The sequence below is a fragment of the Haladaptatus sp. CMAA 1909 genome, assembly GCF_043952005.1.
Classification (GTDB): domain Archaea; phylum Halobacteriota; class Halobacteria; order Halobacteriales; family Haladaptataceae; genus Haladaptatus.
This window is the reverse complement of the sequence record NZ_JBIOAV010000001.1, coordinates 3134380-3151208: the sequence shown is the minus strand read 5'-3', so window position 1 is coordinate 3151208 and position 16829 is coordinate 3134380. Positions and strand designations below refer to the sequence as shown.

Below are 16829 nucleotides of genomic sequence, written 5' to 3'. Positions count from 1 at the left end.
GGACCGAGCGGAAAAGAGGTCTACGGGAGATTTCGGAGGTTGACGGCCGCTATCTGCTGGCGGACATCGAGCATGTGGAGGAACTCCGACGCCGTCAGCACACCGATATCGTCCGGATACGAGACGAGGACGTACTTCGTCCCATCCCGGAACAGCAGATACGCCGTGAGAGCGGTTTCGCCTTCGGGAATCGAGGCGACGTCTTCGGAAACGAGCTTTCCGACGTTCGTCGTCGCCGAGACACCCGTTCGGTCCGTCCACGATCGCAACGCGTCGGTCGTGAGGACGCCGACCGGCGCGCCGTCCCCGTCGCAGACCGGAAACGCCCGTTCGTCGCTCAGGTCGAGTCGTTCCTCGGCGAGGAAGTCGTCCACCAACGTCTTCGACGGGACGCACGGCTCCCTTCGTCGGACGAACTCCGAGACGGACGTGTCCGCGAGAAACAGCCGGTTTCTCACGAACTGCCGTTCGTCCATCGCCGAGAAGAAGAAGAACACCGCGACGAGGCCGAAGAGCAGGTGGTCAAGGACGAACGCGGCGTAGAAGATTATCACCACCGCCAGGACCTGCCCGAGGACGCTGACGATTCGCGTCGCCTGCATGGTCGAAGTGACCCGGCAGAGGAGGGACCGAAGCAGGAGTGCGCCGTCGAAGGGGAAGATGGGGAACAGGTTGGCGAGCCAAACGACGCCGTTGAACATGGCCAACAGACCCACGGACACCACCACGACCTGCGGGTCGCCGGGGATGGCCCACAGGACCGCCGTGAAGAGACCGGTGAGAAGCGCGCTGGTCAGCAATCCGGCGAGCGCGATGGGAGCTTCCCGCTCGAAGTACTTCGTGCTGTAATCGAACTGCGAGAGGCTGCCGAACACCCAGAGCATGATGTAGCGCGTCTCGACCCCGTATCGGCGGGCCAACCACGTCTGTACCAAGTCGTGAACGAGGAGACTCGCAAGGAAGCCGAAGAACACCACCGCGCCGACCAACCACGGGGTCAGTCCGACGTCGATGGCCGAATAGCGGACCGTGTGCGGCGAAATTTCCGTGAGGACGTCTATCCACACGCGGACCGAGACGCCGCGCTGAATCCACCACCCGACGACGGGAAGCGCCAACAGGAGACTGATATCGACGAGGACCGGAATCCCCCAAATCGAACCGATTCGACTACCCCGCATCCTACCCTAGCCAAGGTCCGGACAATCGTCAATATTGTGTCCAGTTTCCGCTCGATCCGCACGCGGTTCACTCGCCGACCCTGAGCGCCGCCACGTCCGCCGCCGAGGGGTAGTCCGGCAACTCCTCGATACAGGCGTAGCAGAGGAAGTGTTCGCTCCCGTCCTCGAACTCCAACGTCATTCCGCCCGTCGTCTGCGGGTTCGAACTCCAGAGGTTGGCGATACCGCCCGCAATCGGCACGTCCGCCCCACACCCGTCGCACTTGTCGGTCGTCATTGGTATCGGTTGGTCGTTCACGGGGAAAGAACGTTCGGGGAGTTCGACGAGGGAAATCGTCGAGTGGGCGAGTGGCGGTTCGTGACGAGATATCACACCACCGTCAGAACTAAATACACTACGGCGTACAGTTCGGAACGAACCGTTCTATGACGTACCGGCTTGCGTATCGTCCGGTGTTCGAACCGCTCGCGCTCACGCCGAGGAGCGAGGTCCGATAGCCGCAGCACTCGGGTTTCGTTCCGCTACATCCCGTAGCCGCAGTTTTTCGACCGAACACCTACGCATATGCCGACATCCACGGAGTCGCAGGCACGCGGCCGCGACTCGCCGATCCACGCATCGCCTTTCGAACGACAGACGCATCGCTCGCGGTCCCACGGACCGCTCGAACGACGACTGACGACCGCCGGAGGTGGTCGGAAATGACCACGACCGGCGCGGACGGGAGCGCGCCGTCGCTGTGGCGAAACCGCGATTTCCGGCGGTTCTTCGCCGGGGAGTTCGTGACGAACGCCGGGGACAGCCTCTACACCGTCGCCGTCCTGTGGCTCGTCTTCGAACTCAGCGGCTCGACGGTTCTCACGGGTATCGCGAACTCGCTGTTGTTGCTCCCGTGGCTCCTGCAGATACTCGCCGGACCCATCGTGGACCGGTTCCCGCTCAAACCCGTACTCGTGGGGGCCCAGGTTCTGCAGGGTGTCGTCGTTCTCGTCCTCCCGCTCGCCGCGTCGATGGGGTGGATGAGCGTCGACGTTCTGCTCGCCGTGGTTCCGATACTGACGCTGGCGACGCTGCTGACGTCGCCGATGCAGACGACGCTCGTCCCCCGAATCGTGACCGATTCGCGGCTATCGAGGGCGAACTCCGCGCTCGCAACCGTCACGCTCGGTCTCGACATGGTGTTCGACGCGCTCGGCGGCGCGTTCATCGCCGTCTTCGGCGCGACGACGCTGTTCCTGTTCGACTCGGCAACGTTCGCCGTCGCGGGACTGTTGTTCGCCGGTATCGTGGTCCCGAAGGACACGGCGAAGAACGAATCGGAGCGAACCGACGGGTCGATACTCGGGTCGTACATCGACGACCTGCGAGCGGGGAGCGACGTCCTCCGGGGGACCGTCTTCGTCGAACTGATACTCACGACGGCGGTAGCAAACTTGGCGACCGGCGTAACGCTGGCCATCCTCCCGGCGTTCGGCGACGCGCTGGGTGGCCCTGCCGTCTACGGTTTGCTGCTCGGTGCGCTCGGCATCGGGCGGCTCGTCGGATCGCTCGTCGCGCCCTATTTCGAAGGCGTCGCGTACGGCCGGTTGTTGCTCGTCGGCAACTCGGTGGCCGCATGCTGCTGGTTCGCCGCGGTGTACGTGCAGTCGCCCGTGCTCACCGTCGTCCTGTTCGGGCTCGCGTGGGTGCCAGCGGGAATCAACGGCGTACTCATGGCGACGCTGAACCAAACCATGTTTCCGTCCGACCTCCTCGGACGCGTGTCCTCCATCAAGGGGACGGCTTCCGGGGCCACGCTGCCGCTCGGGTCGCTCATCGGCGGCGTGGTCGCCGCGGTGATAGGAACGACGACGACAATGGGAATAGCCGCGTTTGGCTTCGGGTTCACGGGGCTGTACGCCCTCGCGCGACCGCGACTTCGGCAACTCCCCGCCGTCGCGAACGCCGACCCGGCGGCGTTCGACGTGACGGCCCCGTCGAACCACAGCGAGGAGTAACGAGCCACGCGCTCGTACGGGGTTCAACGCGGCCCGGGTGTGAAAACGGTCGAGCGGCGATCGAGCGCTTCGGTCAGAAGTCGCCGTCGACGACGTTTACGACGCGCTGGCGGTCGAATAGCCGTTCCGCTTCGGGAATCTCCGGGTACGGTTCGCCGTCGGCGTAGCCCGGCCATTCGCCGAACTGCTCCGGATAGAATTGCTTTGCGGTCATCTCCAACTGGAAGAGGTTCATGACGGGACCTTGACGCGGGTTGCCGGACGCGTAGAGGCGGTCGTTCTTCACGGCGGTCAGTTCCGAACCCACGCTGTGATTCCGGATGGACTCCTTGGTGTCGGCGACATCGTAGTACGCCGAGATACCGTGGTTCATGATGATGACGTCCGGGTCGGCTTCGAGCATCGCCTCGTAATCGACGAGTTTGCCGCCGTACTCGTCCGTCGCGATGTCCGCGAAGACGTCGGGAGCCTCCAACGGACGAGTGTGGGAGAAGAAGTACCCGGGTTGGTTGAGTTTGTGGACGTAAAACGCGTTCTCCGAAATCCGGGGGTACACCATTCCGACCGTGGGTCGGTCGTTCCGCGACGGAAGTTTCGACTGAATGTCCGACAGGAGGGTCTTCCTGATCGAATTCAGTTCCTCGAATCGGTCCCGTTCCCGGAACACCGCCGCGAACTTCTCGGTGAGTTCCCACAGGGTGTAATACCGGTAGGAGTCGCGGTAGGCTTCGGGCGGTTGTCGGTGTTTTCGACTGTACATGTTGCCGAAAACCGGCCCGATGTTCTTCTCGATTTCCTGAACGTCCGATTTACTCCAACCGTCGAGCGTGCCGAGATACGCCGGGTCGATGAAGTGAACGTCGCTGTCCAATTCGTACAGCGTTTCCTTGTTGTACCCGCCCGTTTCCGTGAAATCGAGCCACTCGTCCGAGATGCCGAGTCGGGAGTAGAAGAACGTCAGCGACGGAACGGTGTACGACGGATATCCCGTCGATTTCACCGCGGTGCGGTGGCCGAGAGCCGCTGCGATGTCGATGTAGTTCGTCGAACTCCCCAACACGTTCTTCGGAACGGCCTCAAACTCGACCGTTCCCATCGGCGACATCGTCACCGAGTAGGGTCCGTCTTCGGGGGTGGTCGTCTCGGTTGTCGTCTCCGTTCCTGATTTCGTCTCCGTGTCGGTCTCGGTCCCTGCTTCGGCCGTGGTCGAGGTCGAACCGCTCGTGTCGCTCGAACAGCCTGCAAGTAGTCCGCCACCGACCACCGCAGCGCCGTACTTCACGTACTCCCGTCGGGTCCGTTCGACCGTCGACCTCTCTTTCCCGACGGTTTCCCCCTCGATTCGCTCGCGGGAATCCCGTCGGGTGTGTTCGCTTTGCTCACTCCCGCGACGACTTCTCACTCGCTGGCGCTCGCGAGAATCCCGCCGCGTCGGACCGTCACGTTCCGTTTCGTCGTTTGCCATGGGTTTTAGGCTAGCCTAAACAATAATAGAGTTTCCGATTTTTAGGCCTGCCAAAAAGACGGGAGAAGTCCGAGAGTCGAACCCGAGAGGAGTACAAAACCGAGATCGCGGGAAACGTCCGGTCGCAAGCAGTGGTGGCGAAATATCCCCCATTCGATATAGCGCTATCCGATACATATCAGAGTTCGCTAGATACATCGATTTCCATCCAACAGTGGCCGTTCCCTTCGAAAGCAGGCAATCACTCCTCGAAACGTCTCAAAAATAAAACATCGAAACGAAGCGTCCCTTTCAGTACGACTCGCTCGTGTACAGTACGCCGCTGTCGTCGTAGACGGATACCGTGTCGCCGCCGTTGTTCCACACCGCGGAACCGGTGTTGCCCCAGTAGAGGTCGGAACTCGTGTCCGAACCGGTTCCGGTGTGGAGCGTCACCTGCGCGCCGGCGTCCAGCGTGAAGCCGCTCGGGAAGGCGTAAGTGTGGGAGGCCTCGTCCTCGACGGTAAACCCGGTGAGGTCGACGGAACCGGTTCCTGAGTTCTCGAAGACGACGTACTCGTCGTTGAGGTTGTCGTTGTCGTTACCCGATGCGTCCGCGTGGATTTGGGCGATGGAGATGTCGCCGCTGCCACTGCCGCCGTCGCCGGTCGAACCGTCGTAGGCGTCGAACAGCGGGAAGGACGTGTCGAAGACGGTCGTCGTCGGAATCGTCGAATCGCCGTTGACGTTGTTCGTGCCGTCGGTGACGTGGTCGCCGTTGATTCGCAGGTCGGTGCCCAACGAGGAAGCGAGGTCGTTCAGGTTGGAGCGGGCACCCGACGGTGCCGTGCCAGCGCCGACGAGGACTACTGCGCCGCCGTCCGCGACGAACGAGGAGAGCGCATCGATTTCGGCGCTGGTGAACGGGTCGGCGGGCGTGGTGACGACGATGGCCCGCCAGCGCGAGAGGTCGAACGTGTCGAGTTCGTTCGCCTGATCGAACGAGAGGTCGACGCCTTCGAGGTAGCGCTGGTAGTACGCCGCGTCATCGTTCGAAACGGCGTAACTCGCGTCGAACTGGCCGTGACCGCCGTCGATGAGAACATCACCGCTTCGGTTGCTCACGTAGTCGATGAGGTTCGTGAGGAAAACGAAATTTTCGTAGTCCGACGTACCAACGGCGAAACCTTCGGAACTCTCGTAGCTCTCGTCGATGAGCGGACTCCCGACCATGGCGACGTTGACGGAATCGTCGACTGCCGCGAGCGGGATGTCGCCGCTGTAAGCGTAGCCGCCGGACTGTGCGGCGGTGCTTTCCGCGTAAATCGGGACGCGGGAGTCCGGCACGCCGCCCGAGACGGTCTTGACGCTGGCGGCTTGCGGGAAGAACAGGTCGTCCACCCCACGGTTGCGAATCTCCGAGGAGGCGTCGGGGTCGCTTTGGCCCCAGACACCGGTGTCGTTCGACCGTGCGGTGTCCTCGGCGCGCCAGATGTCGTCGTGGTACGAGGAACCGGACCCGTACACGCGGGCGTGGCCGGTTTCGACGGCGCGGAGGTTGTAGAAGTCGTCACGGGTACCGTCGCCGGTCGCATCGTAGTGGAGGTAACCGAGGACGCGACCGTAGGTGTCCCGGAGCGGTTCGTTCGGGTCGAACGAGAGTTCGACGGTCGCACCGCTTAGCTCGTTCTTCCCGAAGTCGGTGGCGTTCGACCCCCACGTCTGGAGGTAGCTCAGCGCCTCGATTCCCTCCCACTCCTGAATCCGCTCGGCGGAACTGTTCGCCGCCTTCTCGGGCGTGTCGATGCCGAGGATTCGGATGCTCTCGGTGGACCCGTCGTCGAACTCCACCGTCGCCGTGTCGCCGTCCGCGACCTCGGTGACGTCGACGGTGTACGTCTCGCTCTTGTCCAGTCCGAGTCCCTCGCGGTCGGTGAAGTAATCGAAGGACGCGTTGAACCGACTCGTGAGCGGTTTGTAGTCCGCGCCGCCGTTGTTCGAGGCGTCGAGCACCTCGTCGTCGTTGAACCGGAACGGGAGGCCGAGCGAACTCGCGATGTCGTTCAGGTTCGCCGTCGTGTCGTTGTCGTTGTAGTCGGATTGGTCGTGGACGAACAACGTTCCGCCGCCGGAAACGAAGTTCCGGAGGTCGGCGAGTTCCGAGGAGGAAAACGCCGTCGCGGGAGACGTGATGACCGCCGCGTCCGCGCTCCCGAGGTCGGAGGAAAGGCTCGACGTCGCCGTCACCGTGTAGCCGTTGTTCTCGGCGTAGCTCTCGAACGTGGAGAACGACGCGAGGTCGTAGTACTGGTCGTGGCCTTCGTCCCAGAGAACGGTCCCGGAACCACCGAGTTCGGCGTCCCAAATGTTGAGGACGAACTCCTCGTTCCCGTTCTGCCAGTTGGTGTCGTCCTCGACGAGCATCGACCCGAACGCGACGACGTTCGAGTCGGAGACGACCAGCGGAATCGACGTTTCGCTGCCGTAAAGGGTCGCGTCGCCGTTCGAGTCGGCGTCGTGGTTCGTGGCGGTGTTTTCCGCCCACACCGCGATGACTGAACTGTCCGTCAGTTCACCACCCGCGGCATCGAGAAAGCTCGCCGTCGAGTGACATTCGAGCGGCGAAATATCGCCCGAAGCGGCGCGTACGTCGGAGCTGAGGGTTGCGGTTATCGGTCCCGTTGCGGTCGCTGCCGCGAGCGCGGACATGAACGTTCGTCTTCGCATTGATTATAACAGGCTACTGACGAGGCATAAATTATTGTATTCTTTTGTATATTTTTATACTTCGATGTCGTATATATTCACGTATTTGCTCAATATACGTCTCGGTACACAGATGTTCACACGGCCTCGGTGGGTTCGTATTCAGTCGCCATGCGGTCGGCTTCCGTCGCGTATCGGTCGCGGGTTTCCTCGTCCTCGACCGTTCCCAACTGGTCCGCCGAAACGTCGAGAGCGGCACTAGTTTTCCGCGCAGCACCTGTGAAACTCGGAAGCGCACGCTCTTTCCGAAAGTAGCGCGACCCGTCGGGCGTCGCGTAGACGAGGATGATGAGGTTCTGTTCGTCGTCCGAGTACGTTCGTTCGACCAACCAGACGCGCACGGTGTCGGTGTCCATACGCGGGTTTCGTCGTGAAGCCGGATAGTTCCACCAGACCGTTTATGCGATAGACTACCGTACTTCGGTCGGTATGGAGGTGAACTGTGAGGGGTGTGCAGGCTGTTGTATCGACTGGCGCGAAATCGCTCCCGAAACCACGGACCACGAGCGACGCGGCCCGCGAAAACCGCTCGACGACGCGTACAACTTCGTTCCACTCATGCGCGAGGAAGTGCAGGCGTTCGTCGAGGCGGGACTCGCCGACGCGCTGACGCCGCGTCTCTGGCGGGACGAATCCGGGCCGGAAGTGGACGGCGTGACGCTGGCAGCCATCGACGGAAATCCGGCGTTCTTCCTCGGGATTCGGAAACCTCCCAAGCCGGTCGCCCCGTTCGAAACCGGGCCGAGGTGGCTTCCGACCTGCGCCTTTCTCGACCCGGAAACCCTCCAGTGTCGGATTCACGGCGACGAGTTGTATCCCACGGAATGTGCGGAGTATCCCGGTCACAACCTCAAATTAGGGCGGGAAACCGAGTGTGAACGGGTCGAAACGGCGTTCGACGGAAATCGGTTAGTGGACGACGAACCGCCGCGAACGCTCTCCGGGTTGCTGCTGGGGCCGCAAGCCATCGGCGAAAAGGTGTTCGTCCATCCCGACCCCGACGAGTTGGCAGGAGTCGTTGAGCGTCTGCTCGCGGACGAGTTGACCGACGACGACAGGTTTCGGTTCGTCGCCACGGCCGTCGCTAACCGACCCGGCACGACGTCCATCGACGACGAAACGTACGAATCCGTCCTGACGACGGCACGCGACGCTGACTCGTGGGTCGCTCGCTCGATTCGCCGGTGGGAGGCGATGGCGCGAACCGAATCGGACGTTCCGAACGCATCGATCGCAGGACGGGTCGAAACGGATTTCGGCGCACCGGAGACTCCCGGCTGGTAAATTCGCCGCGAAGAAGAGCCGTGCTACTCGGATTTCATCTTCTCGAACTGCTTGAGCAAATCTTCGGCAGAATCGCCGGAGTCGTACTCGACAGTCCCGTGGTAATCCGACCGTTCGTCGTCGAAGGTCGTATCGACGGTACTGTTCTTCCGCTCACGGCGTTCGTGTTCTTCTTCGTCATAGGCACCCATTGACATGACAACCACACTCATACCTTGGCGTGGGGCGGTTATTAATGTAACGGATAATCACATTATTCGTTCAGGATGTACCATCGTCAGACGCAAGGGGGAAGCAGGAAAAACGGACCGAGCGAGAGGTCGGGAAAAACGACGGGGAGGGAGGTGACGACGGTCGGAGACGACCCGTGAGGTGCATAACACGTAAACATTCTCGGTTACTAGGTTCCTCCGTGGCAAGCCCGCTCCGCTTTCGCCGCTCTACGGAGCGGTGGGACGACGACCGCATAACAACGGAGTTGTACTCGCACCTCGATTCGAACCTCGGGGCGCGTTCGACGACCCCCCACTACGTGGAACCGAACGGCTTCGACGCCCGACGGTTCGAGATGGACAACGGCGACGTGGCGCTGTTCCTCTGGAACGACGAACTCGCCTATTGGCTCGGCAACACCGAGACACCTCCCGCACTATGGCGAACGAACAAGTTCACCTTCGACGAGGTTCCGTACCCCATCGCGCGGTGGAGTCAGCGCGAACTCCTCGCCGATTTGGCCGTCGAGTCGCCGTGGCTAGCCGAATACGACTACCTCTCGTGGTTCTTCCTTCCCGTTTTCTTCTCGAAGGACGGCCGCGAGACCTCGCGGGCGTTCTTCCGCAAGTACGCGGCGGGCTTTCCCGACGCGACGCGGGACGAAGCCCTCTCGTTTTACGAGCGGTTCCTCAGCACCGGCGCGTTGGACGGTTATCGGTACACGATGGCCTCGAAACTCGGGACGAGCGAGTACTTCGACGAGAACCGGATGAGTTCCACGATGAGCGAGTTCACCGTGGCGAAGGTGTTGACCGACGCTGGATACGGCGTCGAACCCGAAATCGAAGTGACGACCGGTCACTCGCTCGACTTCCGCGCCGACCCGCCCGACGACAACCAATCGTCGCTGGTCGAAGTGACGCGCCCGCGGCCGCCGACGCGGCGGGCCGCCGACACGCCCGTCGCGGCCGTGCGCGAGACGGCCGAAACGAAGACGAACGGACAGTTGAGCGAACACGGCGGCGGCGCTGTGCTGTTCGTCGACTGTACCGGCTTCAGGGACGACGAATGGGCCGCCGTCGTCGGCGAACAACCCGGCGTCCGCCACCGTCCGGCGGTCGTCTTTCGTGCTCGTCCGTCGGGACGCATCGAAGCCTACGAGAAGGGGTCGGTTCCGCTCTCGCTAAATCGGGCCCTCGAATGGGTCTGATAGATTAGAAGGAGATCTGGTCGGGGCCGAACGTCCCCATCGTCGTCGGGTCGCGGTCGCTGTAATGGCGGCGACCGATGGCCTTGCTGCTGAGGCCGTTGTACATCGCCTCTTGGGCCTGTTGTGACGAATCGTACGTCTCGTTTCCGACCCGTGCGAGCACTTCTTCCAGCGTTTCGGTCCCGTTCGGAAGGTCGATAACGTAGTCGCCGTGGGATGCGATCAACTGTTCCGTGTCGGTCGGATAGTTGTGTGAGTCGAGCAGTTCACTTGCTTGCTTCAACGTCATTACGAATCAACATGCCTCAAAGTTCATTATAAACTTTGTCGCCAAGGTATAGGGTCGAATATAAGGATGTACAATCAGTATAGTCTCATTCGTAGTCGCCGTTCCAATCCGCAAAATCTCCGGCCAAACCACAAATCCCTTCGTCCGAGATGACCGACATGGGGTATGAGCGTTTTCGCGGACCTTCACGTCCACACGACCAACTCCGACGGATCGATGGAACTCGCCGAGGTTCCGTCGGCCGCCAGGTCGGCGGGCGTTTCGGTCGTCGCCATCACGGACCACGACCGACTCCATCCGGACCTCCCGACGCCGGTCTCCGTCGTGGACGGTATCACCGTCGTCCACGGCATCGAACTCCGGGTCGAAGCTCCCGACGGACAGCATGTGGACCTCCTCGGCTACGGCGTCTATCCGACACCCGAACTCGCCGAGGAACTGGAGCGACTACAAACCGACCGCAAGGAGCGCGGACAGACGATCATCGACTGCGTGGAAGAGCGCCTCGGAATCACCCTCGGCCTCGAATCGCGCGAGGGGTTGGGACGACCGCACATCGCCCGTGCCATCGCCACACATCCGGAGACGGAGTACGACTTTTCCGGCGCGTTCGAGAACCTCATCGGTGCGGACGGGCCGTGTTACGTCGCCCGTGACGTGCCGAGTTTCGAGCGTGGCGCGGCCCTCCTCTCGGACGCGAGCGGCCTCGTCGGGCTGGCCCATCCGTACCGCTACGATGACCCGACGGCGGCGCTCGCACTGACGAGCGAGCTGGACGCCGTCGAGCGATACTATCCCTACGGTCGTGAAGTGGATACGCGGCCGATAGAACGGGCGATCGCCGACCACAACCTCGTGCCGACGGGCGGGAGCGACGCCCACGAGGACGTCCTCGGAAAGGCCGGACTCTCGAAGGAGGAGTACCGACATTTCAGAAGCGCGGTGACGCTCTGATATCGACGGCGGCGAAGAGCGGTGGGTTCAATTTCGTCGAAGCCATACGTTACCCCATGCGGTGTCATTACTGTAGCCGAGAAGCGACGTTCGCGCCGGAAGTGGGTGGCGTACAGGTCGGCCTCTGCGACACCCATTTTCGGGAGCAGTTCGAATCGCTGTCGGATTCGGACGTGATGCAAAAGCTACGGAGCGAACTCGACGTAGACGGTATGGACGGGGCCGACGGCGGAAAGGGAAACTAGTTCCCGGTACACGCCGTGAATCGTAGTTCGTCGTACTGATACAGGGAAGCAGTGCCGAGTGTCGACAGAGCGTCGATAACCGACTCCGGACTTGCCCGGACGCGAACGGTTCGGATGCCCTCCCGAAAGAGGTAGGAAAGGCCCGTTCTAACCAGCGTCGTCAGCTCCCTCTCGTCTACTGAAACGGGACGCGGACGGGTCTCCTCGCTGGCGGACAGAACGAGGGATGCGCCGCCGCCGTTCACGGTATAGACGGTGAGCGTATCGCCTTCGTGTTCCGTTCCGAGAACGTCGGTGGGGTCGAACGGGGGTTCCGCTTCGTCCAAATCGAGGTCGAGGACGTCGTCCTCTTTTCGCCCGATGGCGTGGTTCACCACCGTCGCCACCTCCCGGGCATTGGAGAGCTTCGAGGATTCATACAACTAGTTGAGAACCGATATATAAATAACGCGCGGATAGCACAAAGAAGGGTTTTGCTTACTCAGGCGCGGCCTGCATCGACGTCGATGGCATCGACCGGGCACACGTCCACACAGAGCATGCAGTCGATACACTGTGCTTCGTTGGTGGGGTCCGCCTTCTCCTCGCTCTCTGGGTGCCCCGGCGAGTCTACCCATTCGAAGACGTCGACCGGGCAGTCTTCGAGGCAGGCCCCGTCAGCGATACAGAGGTCGAAGTCCACCGCGACGTGGGTGCCGTGGATGCCGAGCTTGTCCGGTTCGTCCACCGGACCCCAAACATCGTGGCCCTCGTGGTCGTCTACCTTTTCGCGGTTTTCGTGAAATTGTGGGTCAATAGCCATGGTCTCTCACCTATCGGAGTAGACGCGAAAGGAGTACTTAAAACCAGGTCCCTTACTTAAGTTTTTGCACCATCAGAAATTTTTAGGTTGGGCTAAAAACACGCGAGAGAGGCCTCGAAAGCACCGTGTGGGTTTTTCGCTTTGCAATGGGTTTAAATACCACCGTTCGTCAGCGGGGTTTTACGGCACCACCTGCGAAGAAACCCCATGGAGAAAGTTCACGTCGACGATGTCGACGGGCAGATGAGCGCGGGCGACGTTCGGCGGCCGATTTCGAAGGCGCTCGGTGCGGACAACCTCGCCATCAACTACTACGAGCTCGCGCCCGGCGACAGTTTCGCGTTCGGCTATCACGCACACGACGACCAAGAGGAGGTCTTTTACGTCCAATCCGGCACGACGACGTTCGAGACGGAGAACGGGAACGTCGTCGTTTCGGCGGGCGAACTGATTCGCTTCGCACCCGGGGAGTTCCAACGAGGCGTCAACGAGGGCGACGAACGCGTCACCGCTCTCGCACTGGGCGCGCCACGGGACACCGAGAACGTGGAGATGTACCGCCGCTGTGAGGAGTGTGGCGAACGGACGCAGAACAAAATCGAGATGGCGGACAGCGAGGAGGAACTCGTCACCTACTGCCTCGACTGCGGGGCGGAAACCGGTCGTTTCGACTGATTGCGTTCGCGTTGGGAGGGGATTTTTCCGACGGGATATCGAACGATACGTATGGAGAAAGTCACCATCGACGAGGTCGACGGACGCATGAGTTCGGCCGACCTGACCCGACCCGTCGGGGACGCCCTCGGCACCGAAGATATGGCCATCAACTACTACGAACTCGCGCCCGGAGACACCTTCTCACCCGGACTGCACACCCACTTCGACCAAGAGGAGGTCTTCTACGTCCAGTCCGGCACCGCGACGTTCGAGACGAAGGGCGACGACGTGGTGGTCGAAGCGGGCGAGATCGTTCGCTTCGCACCGGGCGATTATCAGCAAGGCAAAAACGAGAGCGAAGGGCGCGTCGTCGCCCTCGCACTGGGTGCGCCGGGAGAGAGCGAGGACGGTGAACTCCTTCGAGATTGTCCCGAATGCGGCGAGCAAACCCAACACTGGATGCGAGTGAACGACGACGGAGACGAGGTGGAAGTGTACTGTCTCACCTGCGCTACCGTGACCGGGACGATGGACTGAAACGCGGAAAGCGGCCAGCGCGACGCGGAAACCGTAGAGAAGATGCACGGCGCGTGGTCCAAAGCCGTCGCGTTGCGGGTGGTCCCGTGGAGCGAACCCTCTGTCATCACTGGCGATCACCGAACACCCGACTTCCGTTTTCCGAATTTCCACCGGAAACGGTCCCCTACCATAACTGAGCGCTGTTTGATGGGGAACGCAACTCCTCCAAAACCCCCGTGTAACTTTTCCACCGGAAATAGAGGGGTTCGAGAAGGATTCACAAACCCCTTCACTGCAGTCGAAGTCCTGACACCGAAAGGGGAGTTTTCGAGGGTGCGCGCCAAGCGGCAGACATATGTCAGACGTGAGGGTTGGTGACGTGCCGACAACCCCCATCGTTTCCGGTGGAACTCGGGTACGGGGCGAACGGTACACGAATCAGCCAACGCTTCCGCGATACCGACCTTTTTCGCTTTCGCCCCCGTTTTCAGGTCCATGACGGAGATTCCATCGCCCGGCTTGGGAACGTCCGGCAACGAGGACCGCGACCAGTGTGCAAAAACGGTACGGACCGCGCTGTCTCTCGGCTATCGACACATCGACACCGCACAGATGTACGACAACGAATCGGGGGTCGGCGACGGAATCGCCGACGCGGACGTTCCGCGCGAGGAGGTCTTTCTCGCCACGAAGGTCCTCCCGGACAACCTCGCACGCGACGACGTGCTTTCCAGTACGGAAGAAAGCCTCGACAGGCTCGGCACCGACTACGTGGACCTGCTCTACGTCCACTGGCCGATGAAGGCCTACGACGCGGCGGACACCCTCCCGGCGTTCGACACGCTGTACGACGAGGGAACGGCGCGCAACGTCGCCGTGAGCAACTTCACGCCCGAACTGCTCGACGAGGCGCGTGACATTCTCGACGCACCCGTCACCGCCAATCAGGTCGAGATGCATCCGCTGTTTCGACAGGACGAACTACACGACTACGCGACGGAACACGACATAACGCTGGTCGCCTACGCTCCCATCATGCAGGGCGATGCGGACGACGTTCCCGAACTCCGCGACATCGCGGCGAAGTACGACGCGACGCCGACGCAGATCAGCATCGCGTGGTTACAAGGGTTGGCGAACGTCGTTCCCATCCCGAAAGCCACGGGTGAGAGCCACCTCCGAGAGAACTTCTCGGCCCCCGAATTGGACGAGGAGGACATGGCGAAGATAGCCGCCATCGACCGCGAGGAGCGACTCGTGGATCCGGACGGAGCCGCGTGGAACTAGTTACCGTTCCAGCGCGCCCACCACGACCCGTTGCCGTCGCTACCTTTCCATTCGACGGTCAAATCGTCGACCGTCTTATCGGCGGCAAGTTCGTAGGCGAGCCACCCGGATAGACTTTCGCCGGACGCGACGGTTCTGTCGCCGAACCGGTTGACTTTATACTGCCCGTCTTCCTTAGTGATGTCCGTTGGTGAAATCCTTTGGCCGCCGACAATCAATTGAATCTTCTCGCCCTTCGGAAGGGTCTGTTTCATACGGAACTTGTTCTCGGCTTTGACGGTGACGAAGGCCCACTGTTTTCCATCGCTCGCCTCCACCATCTCGGACCCACCGCTGCCCGTCTCGTATCGGTAGTGGTCGGTGAGGGTGATATCTTGTATCGTCACGGCGACCTCCGTCGGACTGCGGAAGGTCTGGCCGAGCGAGAGTTTCTCGCCGACGATGTCGATGGTGAACGTCTTTTTCAACTTCTCGATATGGTATTTGACCGTCGCCACGTACGGATACGTGAGTTTGGTGGACCACTTCGTCGTCTCTCCGGGGGCGATTTTGTCGGTCTTTAGCTGCCCCATCTGCTGTGAACCCGGCGTGTTGCCGTCCACCTGAACCGGAGACGTGAACGCCCTCTTCTTATCGCCGACGTTCTTGAGGGTCAACGAGAGCATGAACTCCTGACCCATGGTGACCTTGTTGGGCACGTTCGCCGCGACGAGTTGGAAACCGCCAACGGTGGCTTTTCCATCACCCCCGTCGTCCCCACCCGAGGTCGTTTTGTTCGACGGTCCCGACCCACCCGTTTGTTTCTTGTTCGAATCGTCCCCATTCCCGCCGTTCTTCGGCCCGGAACCGGTACACCCCGCCAAGGCCCCCCCGGCGAGTGTCGTTCCAGACGCCAGCAGAAATCTTCTACGGCGCATGGGTAATTTATATACGACCATGTAAATAAAGACTCGGGAAGTCATTCGTTTACTGAGATATCAGGTAAGCGTTCGGAGTTTTTGCGTGTGGATTGCTGACACATATGTCGGGAAAGGAGCGTTGCCGGAACTCGTATTCGAACGAAGTGCCAACGAATAGCCATGGAAACGGCGACACCCCGTCTCGTCTACGACGACGACTGCGGATTCTGTACGTGGGTCGCGGAGTACGCGGACGACCATGGCGACTTCGAACTCGTCGGCTTCTCGGACCTCACGCCAGACCGGCGCGCACGCCTGCCCGCGAGTTTCGAAGAGTGCGCACACCTCCTCACCGACGAGCGAGTGTACTCCTGTGGCGCGGCGATGGAGGAAGTCATCGCGCGACTCGACGACCCGTCTCGTCACGCCGTCACCCTCTTTCGATACCTTCCGGAGTCGACCCGCGCCCGAATCCGCGAACCGGTGTACCGATGGAATGCGGACCGCAGGGCGTGGTGGGGCAAACTCCTCAGTCGCTGAGCGGGCCCCTCAGGACAGTTGCTCGATACCGTCGCCGACCCGAATCTCTCCGGATTCGACGATGCTGGCTCGGAGTCCGCCGCGATGGACGAGCGCCGAGAGCGTCCCGTCCTCGGTCAGCGACTCCAAATGCGAACAGGGTTCACAGAGTTCGACGCCCTCACAGACCGCCTCGCCGACGCGAAACCGCTCGCCGACGAGGTGGTTCAGCGCCGCGTTCCGCGTCGTCACGTTCCGACGATGGGCACCCGGTTCGAGCGCGATCTCGGCCTCTTCCTCGATGGCGTCCAACGCCTCGGCCTCGATGAGCGTGATATCGTCACCCGAAAACGTTCCTTCGTCGCTGAAATAGCGGTCGCCGCGCAGTCCGCGCCCCGCGACCGCCTCTACCTCCGGAACTCCTTCCGGTTCTGTTTCCGCCTCGTCGGCGACGTGAATCGCCTCGATTTCGCCCGTTCCGTTCATGCACGTCGATTGTGAGCCGGGAGCATAAAATCGTGGTTGACGGCGATTCGGTTCGTTCCGTTCGCAGCGAGTCAAT

General features: G+C 61.6%; 20 protein-coding genes. 9 read left to right on the top strand and 11 right to left on the bottom strand.

Annotation, left to right across the window (positions count from 1 at the left end; all coding sequences use genetic code 11):
- Positions 1 to 20: 20 nt before the first annotated feature.
- Both ACGYLY_RS17010 and ACGYLY_RS17005 read right to left on the bottom strand, forming a co-directional pair.
- Positions 21 to 1181: a hypothetical protein gene (locus tag ACGYLY_RS17010; RefSeq protein WP_395283296.1), complete on the bottom strand. Its 1161-nt coding sequence runs from the start codon at positions 1179 to 1181 to the stop codon at positions 21 to 23.
- 67 nt (positions 1182 to 1248) lie between these two features.
- Positions 1249 to 1458 carry a hypothetical protein gene (locus tag ACGYLY_RS17005; RefSeq protein WP_395283295.1) on the bottom strand — a complete coding sequence of 70 codons (210 nt, stop codon included), beginning with the start codon at positions 1456 to 1458 and terminating at the stop codon, positions 1249 to 1251.
- A 425-nt stretch (positions 1459 to 1883) separates the two neighbouring features.
- Here ACGYLY_RS17005 and ACGYLY_RS17000 point away from each other — a divergent pair, with 425 nt between their 5' ends.
- The gene (locus tag ACGYLY_RS17000; protein ID WP_395283294.1) at positions 1884 to 3179 is read left to right on the top strand and encodes an MFS transporter; all 1296 of its coding nucleotides are present in this window, start codon (positions 1884 to 1886) and stop codon (positions 3177 to 3179) included.
- Positions 3180 to 3252: 73 nt separating this feature from the next.
- On the opposite strand, the gene ACGYLY_RS16995 is transcribed toward ACGYLY_RS17000, so the two are convergent.
- From ACGYLY_RS16995 to ACGYLY_RS16985, 3 genes are all read right to left on the bottom strand, one after another.
- On the bottom strand, positions 3253 to 4644 hold the full coding sequence (locus ACGYLY_RS16995) for an ABC transporter substrate-binding protein (RefSeq protein WP_395283293.1): 1392 nt from the start codon (positions 4642 to 4644) through the stop codon (positions 3253 to 3255).
- 291 nt (positions 4645 to 4935) lie between these two features.
- Positions 4936 to 7350, bottom strand: coding sequence for a DUF4350 domain-containing protein (locus ACGYLY_RS16990; protein ID WP_395283291.1), 2415 nt, complete (start codon positions 7348 to 7350; stop codon positions 4936 to 4938).
- Between the two features lie 116 nt (positions 7351 to 7466).
- Positions 7467 to 7745 (bottom strand): hypothetical protein, encoded by a 279-nt coding sequence (locus ACGYLY_RS16985; RefSeq protein WP_395283290.1) that lies wholly within the window; start codon positions 7743 to 7745, stop codon positions 7467 to 7469.
- A gap of 73 nt (positions 7746 to 7818) precedes the next feature.
- On the opposite strand from ACGYLY_RS16985, the gene ACGYLY_RS16980 reads away from it, so the two are divergent.
- A complete protein-coding gene (locus ACGYLY_RS16980; protein ID WP_395283289.1) occupies positions 7819 to 8673 on the top strand; it encodes a YkgJ family cysteine cluster protein in 855 nt (284 codons plus the stop codon).
- Positions 8674 to 8696: 23 nt separating this feature from the next.
- Here the strand turns inward: ACGYLY_RS16980 and ACGYLY_RS16975 are convergent, their stop codons facing one another.
- Positions 8697 to 8870, bottom strand: coding sequence for a DUF5786 family protein (locus ACGYLY_RS16975; protein WP_395284174.1), 174 nt, complete (start codon positions 8868 to 8870; stop codon positions 8697 to 8699).
- A gap of 215 nt (positions 8871 to 9085) precedes the next feature.
- On the opposite strand from ACGYLY_RS16975, the gene ACGYLY_RS16970 reads away from it, so the two are divergent.
- The gene (locus tag ACGYLY_RS16970; RefSeq protein WP_395283288.1) at positions 9086 to 10096 is read left to right on the top strand and encodes a DUF5784 family protein; all 1011 of its coding nucleotides are present in this window, start codon (positions 9086 to 9088) and stop codon (positions 10094 to 10096) included.
- A gap of 4 nt (positions 10097 to 10100) precedes the next feature.
- Here ACGYLY_RS16970 and ACGYLY_RS16965 read toward each other — a convergent pair whose 3' ends face one another.
- Positions 10101 to 10385, bottom strand: coding sequence for a DUF2795 domain-containing protein (locus ACGYLY_RS16965; protein WP_231185812.1), 285 nt, complete (start codon positions 10383 to 10385; stop codon positions 10101 to 10103).
- A gap of 165 nt (positions 10386 to 10550) precedes the next feature.
- Between ACGYLY_RS16965 and ACGYLY_RS16960 the strand changes: the two genes are divergently transcribed.
- Both ACGYLY_RS16960 and ACGYLY_RS16955 read left to right on the top strand, forming a co-directional pair.
- Complete coding sequence (locus ACGYLY_RS16960; protein WP_395283287.1) at positions 10551 to 11339, top strand: PHP domain-containing protein; 789 nt, start codon at positions 10551 to 10553, stop codon at positions 11337 to 11339.
- A gap of 56 nt (positions 11340 to 11395) precedes the next feature.
- Complete coding sequence (locus ACGYLY_RS16955; RefSeq protein ID WP_395283286.1) at positions 11396 to 11584, top strand: DUF6757 family protein; 189 nt, start codon at positions 11396 to 11398, stop codon at positions 11582 to 11584.
- On the opposite strand, the gene ACGYLY_RS16950 is transcribed toward ACGYLY_RS16955, so the two are convergent.
- Both ACGYLY_RS16950 and ACGYLY_RS16945 read right to left on the bottom strand, forming a co-directional pair.
- The gene (locus ACGYLY_RS16950; RefSeq protein ID WP_395283285.1) at positions 11581 to 11961 is read right to left on the bottom strand and encodes a hypothetical protein; all 381 of its coding nucleotides are present in this window, start codon (positions 11959 to 11961) and stop codon (positions 11581 to 11583) included. The genes ACGYLY_RS16955 and ACGYLY_RS16950 overlap by 4 nt on opposite strands.
- A gap of 104 nt (positions 11962 to 12065) precedes the next feature.
- The gene (locus ACGYLY_RS16945; protein ID WP_231185820.1) at positions 12066 to 12386 is read right to left on the bottom strand and encodes a ferredoxin family protein; all 321 of its coding nucleotides are present in this window, start codon (positions 12384 to 12386) and stop codon (positions 12066 to 12068) included.
- 207 nt (positions 12387 to 12593) lie between these two features.
- On the opposite strand from ACGYLY_RS16945, the gene ACGYLY_RS16940 reads away from it, so the two are divergent.
- The 3 genes from ACGYLY_RS16940 to ACGYLY_RS16930 all read left to right on the top strand — a co-directional run bounded on the left by ACGYLY_RS16940 (position 12594) and on the right by ACGYLY_RS16930 (position 14849).
- Positions 12594 to 13061, top strand: coding sequence for a cupin domain-containing protein (locus ACGYLY_RS16940; protein ID WP_395283283.1), 468 nt, complete (start codon positions 12594 to 12596; stop codon positions 13059 to 13061).
- A gap of 51 nt (positions 13062 to 13112) precedes the next feature.
- Complete coding sequence (locus ACGYLY_RS16935; protein WP_395283282.1) at positions 13113 to 13580, top strand: cupin domain-containing protein; 468 nt, start codon at positions 13113 to 13115, stop codon at positions 13578 to 13580.
- Positions 13581 to 14057: 477 nt separating this feature from the next.
- Entirely contained in the window at positions 14058 to 14849 is a 792-nt protein-coding gene (locus tag ACGYLY_RS16930; protein WP_395283281.1) for an aldo/keto reductase, read from the top strand.
- On the opposite strand, the gene ACGYLY_RS16925 is transcribed toward ACGYLY_RS16930, so the two are convergent.
- On the bottom strand, positions 14846 to 15766 hold the full coding sequence (locus tag ACGYLY_RS16925) for a DUF4352 domain-containing protein (RefSeq protein WP_395283280.1): 921 nt from the start codon (positions 15764 to 15766) through the stop codon (positions 14846 to 14848). The genes ACGYLY_RS16930 and ACGYLY_RS16925 overlap by 4 nt on opposite strands.
- A gap of 162 nt (positions 15767 to 15928) precedes the next feature.
- On the opposite strand from ACGYLY_RS16925, the gene ACGYLY_RS16920 reads away from it, so the two are divergent.
- The gene (locus tag ACGYLY_RS16920; RefSeq protein ID WP_395283278.1) at positions 15929 to 16288 is read left to right on the top strand and encodes a DCC1-like thiol-disulfide oxidoreductase family protein; all 360 of its coding nucleotides are present in this window, start codon (positions 15929 to 15931) and stop codon (positions 16286 to 16288) included.
- A gap of 9 nt (positions 16289 to 16297) precedes the next feature.
- Here the strand turns inward: ACGYLY_RS16920 and ACGYLY_RS16915 are convergent, their stop codons facing one another.
- Positions 16298 to 16753, bottom strand: coding sequence for an MOSC domain-containing protein (locus ACGYLY_RS16915; RefSeq protein ID WP_231185830.1), 456 nt, complete (start codon positions 16751 to 16753; stop codon positions 16298 to 16300).
- Positions 16754 to 16829: the final 76 nt, after the last annotated feature.

Bases quoted from the DNA above. Each gene is read 5' to 3' on its own strand.
- ACGYLY_RS16990 (WP_395283291.1), bottom strand. From the start codon at position 7,350: ATGCGAAGACGAACGTTCATGTCCGCGCTCGCGGCAGCGACCGCAACG.
- ACGYLY_RS16985 (WP_395283290.1), bottom strand. From the start codon at position 7,745: ATGGACACCGACACCGTGCGCGTCTGGTTGGTCGAACGAACGTACTCG.
- ACGYLY_RS17010 (WP_395283296.1), bottom strand. From the start codon at position 1,181: ATGCGGGGTAGTCGAATCGGTTCGATTTGGGGGATTCCGGTCCTCGTC.
- ACGYLY_RS16960 (WP_395283287.1), top strand. From the start codon at position 10,551: ATGAGCGTTTTCGCGGACCTTCACGTCCACACGACCAACTCCGACGGA.
- ACGYLY_RS17000 (WP_395283294.1), top strand. From the start codon at position 1,884: ATGACCACGACCGGCGCGGACGGGAGCGCGCCGTCGCTGTGGCGAAAC.
- ACGYLY_RS16945 (WP_231185820.1), bottom strand. From the start codon at position 12,386: ATGGCTATTGACCCACAATTTCACGAAAACCGCGAAAAGGTAGACGAC.
- ACGYLY_RS16965 (WP_231185812.1), bottom strand. From the start codon at position 10,385: ATGACGTTGAAGCAAGCAAGTGAACTGCTCGACTCACACAACTATCCG.
- ACGYLY_RS16995 (WP_395283293.1), bottom strand. From the start codon at position 4,644: ATGGCAAACGACGAAACGGAACGTGACGGTCCGACGCGGCGGGATTCT.
- ACGYLY_RS16980 (WP_395283289.1), top strand. From the start codon at position 7,819: ATGGAGGTGAACTGTGAGGGGTGTGCAGGCTGTTGTATCGACTGGCGC.
- ACGYLY_RS16940 (WP_395283283.1), top strand. From the start codon at position 12,594: ATGGAGAAAGTTCACGTCGACGATGTCGACGGGCAGATGAGCGCGGGC.
- ACGYLY_RS16975 (WP_395284174.1), bottom strand. From the start codon at position 8,870: ATGTCAATGGGTGCCTATGACGAAGAAGAACACGAACGCCGTGAGCGG.
- ACGYLY_RS16955 (WP_395283286.1), top strand. From the start codon at position 11,396: ATGCGGTGTCATTACTGTAGCCGAGAAGCGACGTTCGCGCCGGAAGTG.
- ACGYLY_RS16920 (WP_395283278.1), top strand. From the start codon at position 15,929: ATGGAAACGGCGACACCCCGTCTCGTCTACGACGACGACTGCGGATTC.
- ACGYLY_RS16935 (WP_395283282.1), top strand. From the start codon at position 13,113: ATGGAGAAAGTCACCATCGACGAGGTCGACGGACGCATGAGTTCGGCC.
- ACGYLY_RS16925 (WP_395283280.1), bottom strand. From the start codon at position 15,766: ATGCGCCGTAGAAGATTTCTGCTGGCGTCTGGAACGACACTCGCCGGG.
- ACGYLY_RS16930 (WP_395283281.1), top strand. From the start codon at position 14,058: ATGACGGAGATTCCATCGCCCGGCTTGGGAACGTCCGGCAACGAGGAC.
- ACGYLY_RS16915 (WP_231185830.1), bottom strand. From the start codon at position 16,753: ATGAACGGAACGGGCGAAATCGAGGCGATTCACGTCGCCGACGAGGCG.
- ACGYLY_RS17005 (WP_395283295.1), bottom strand. From the start codon at position 1,458: ATGACGACCGACAAGTGCGACGGGTGTGGGGCGGACGTGCCGATTGCG.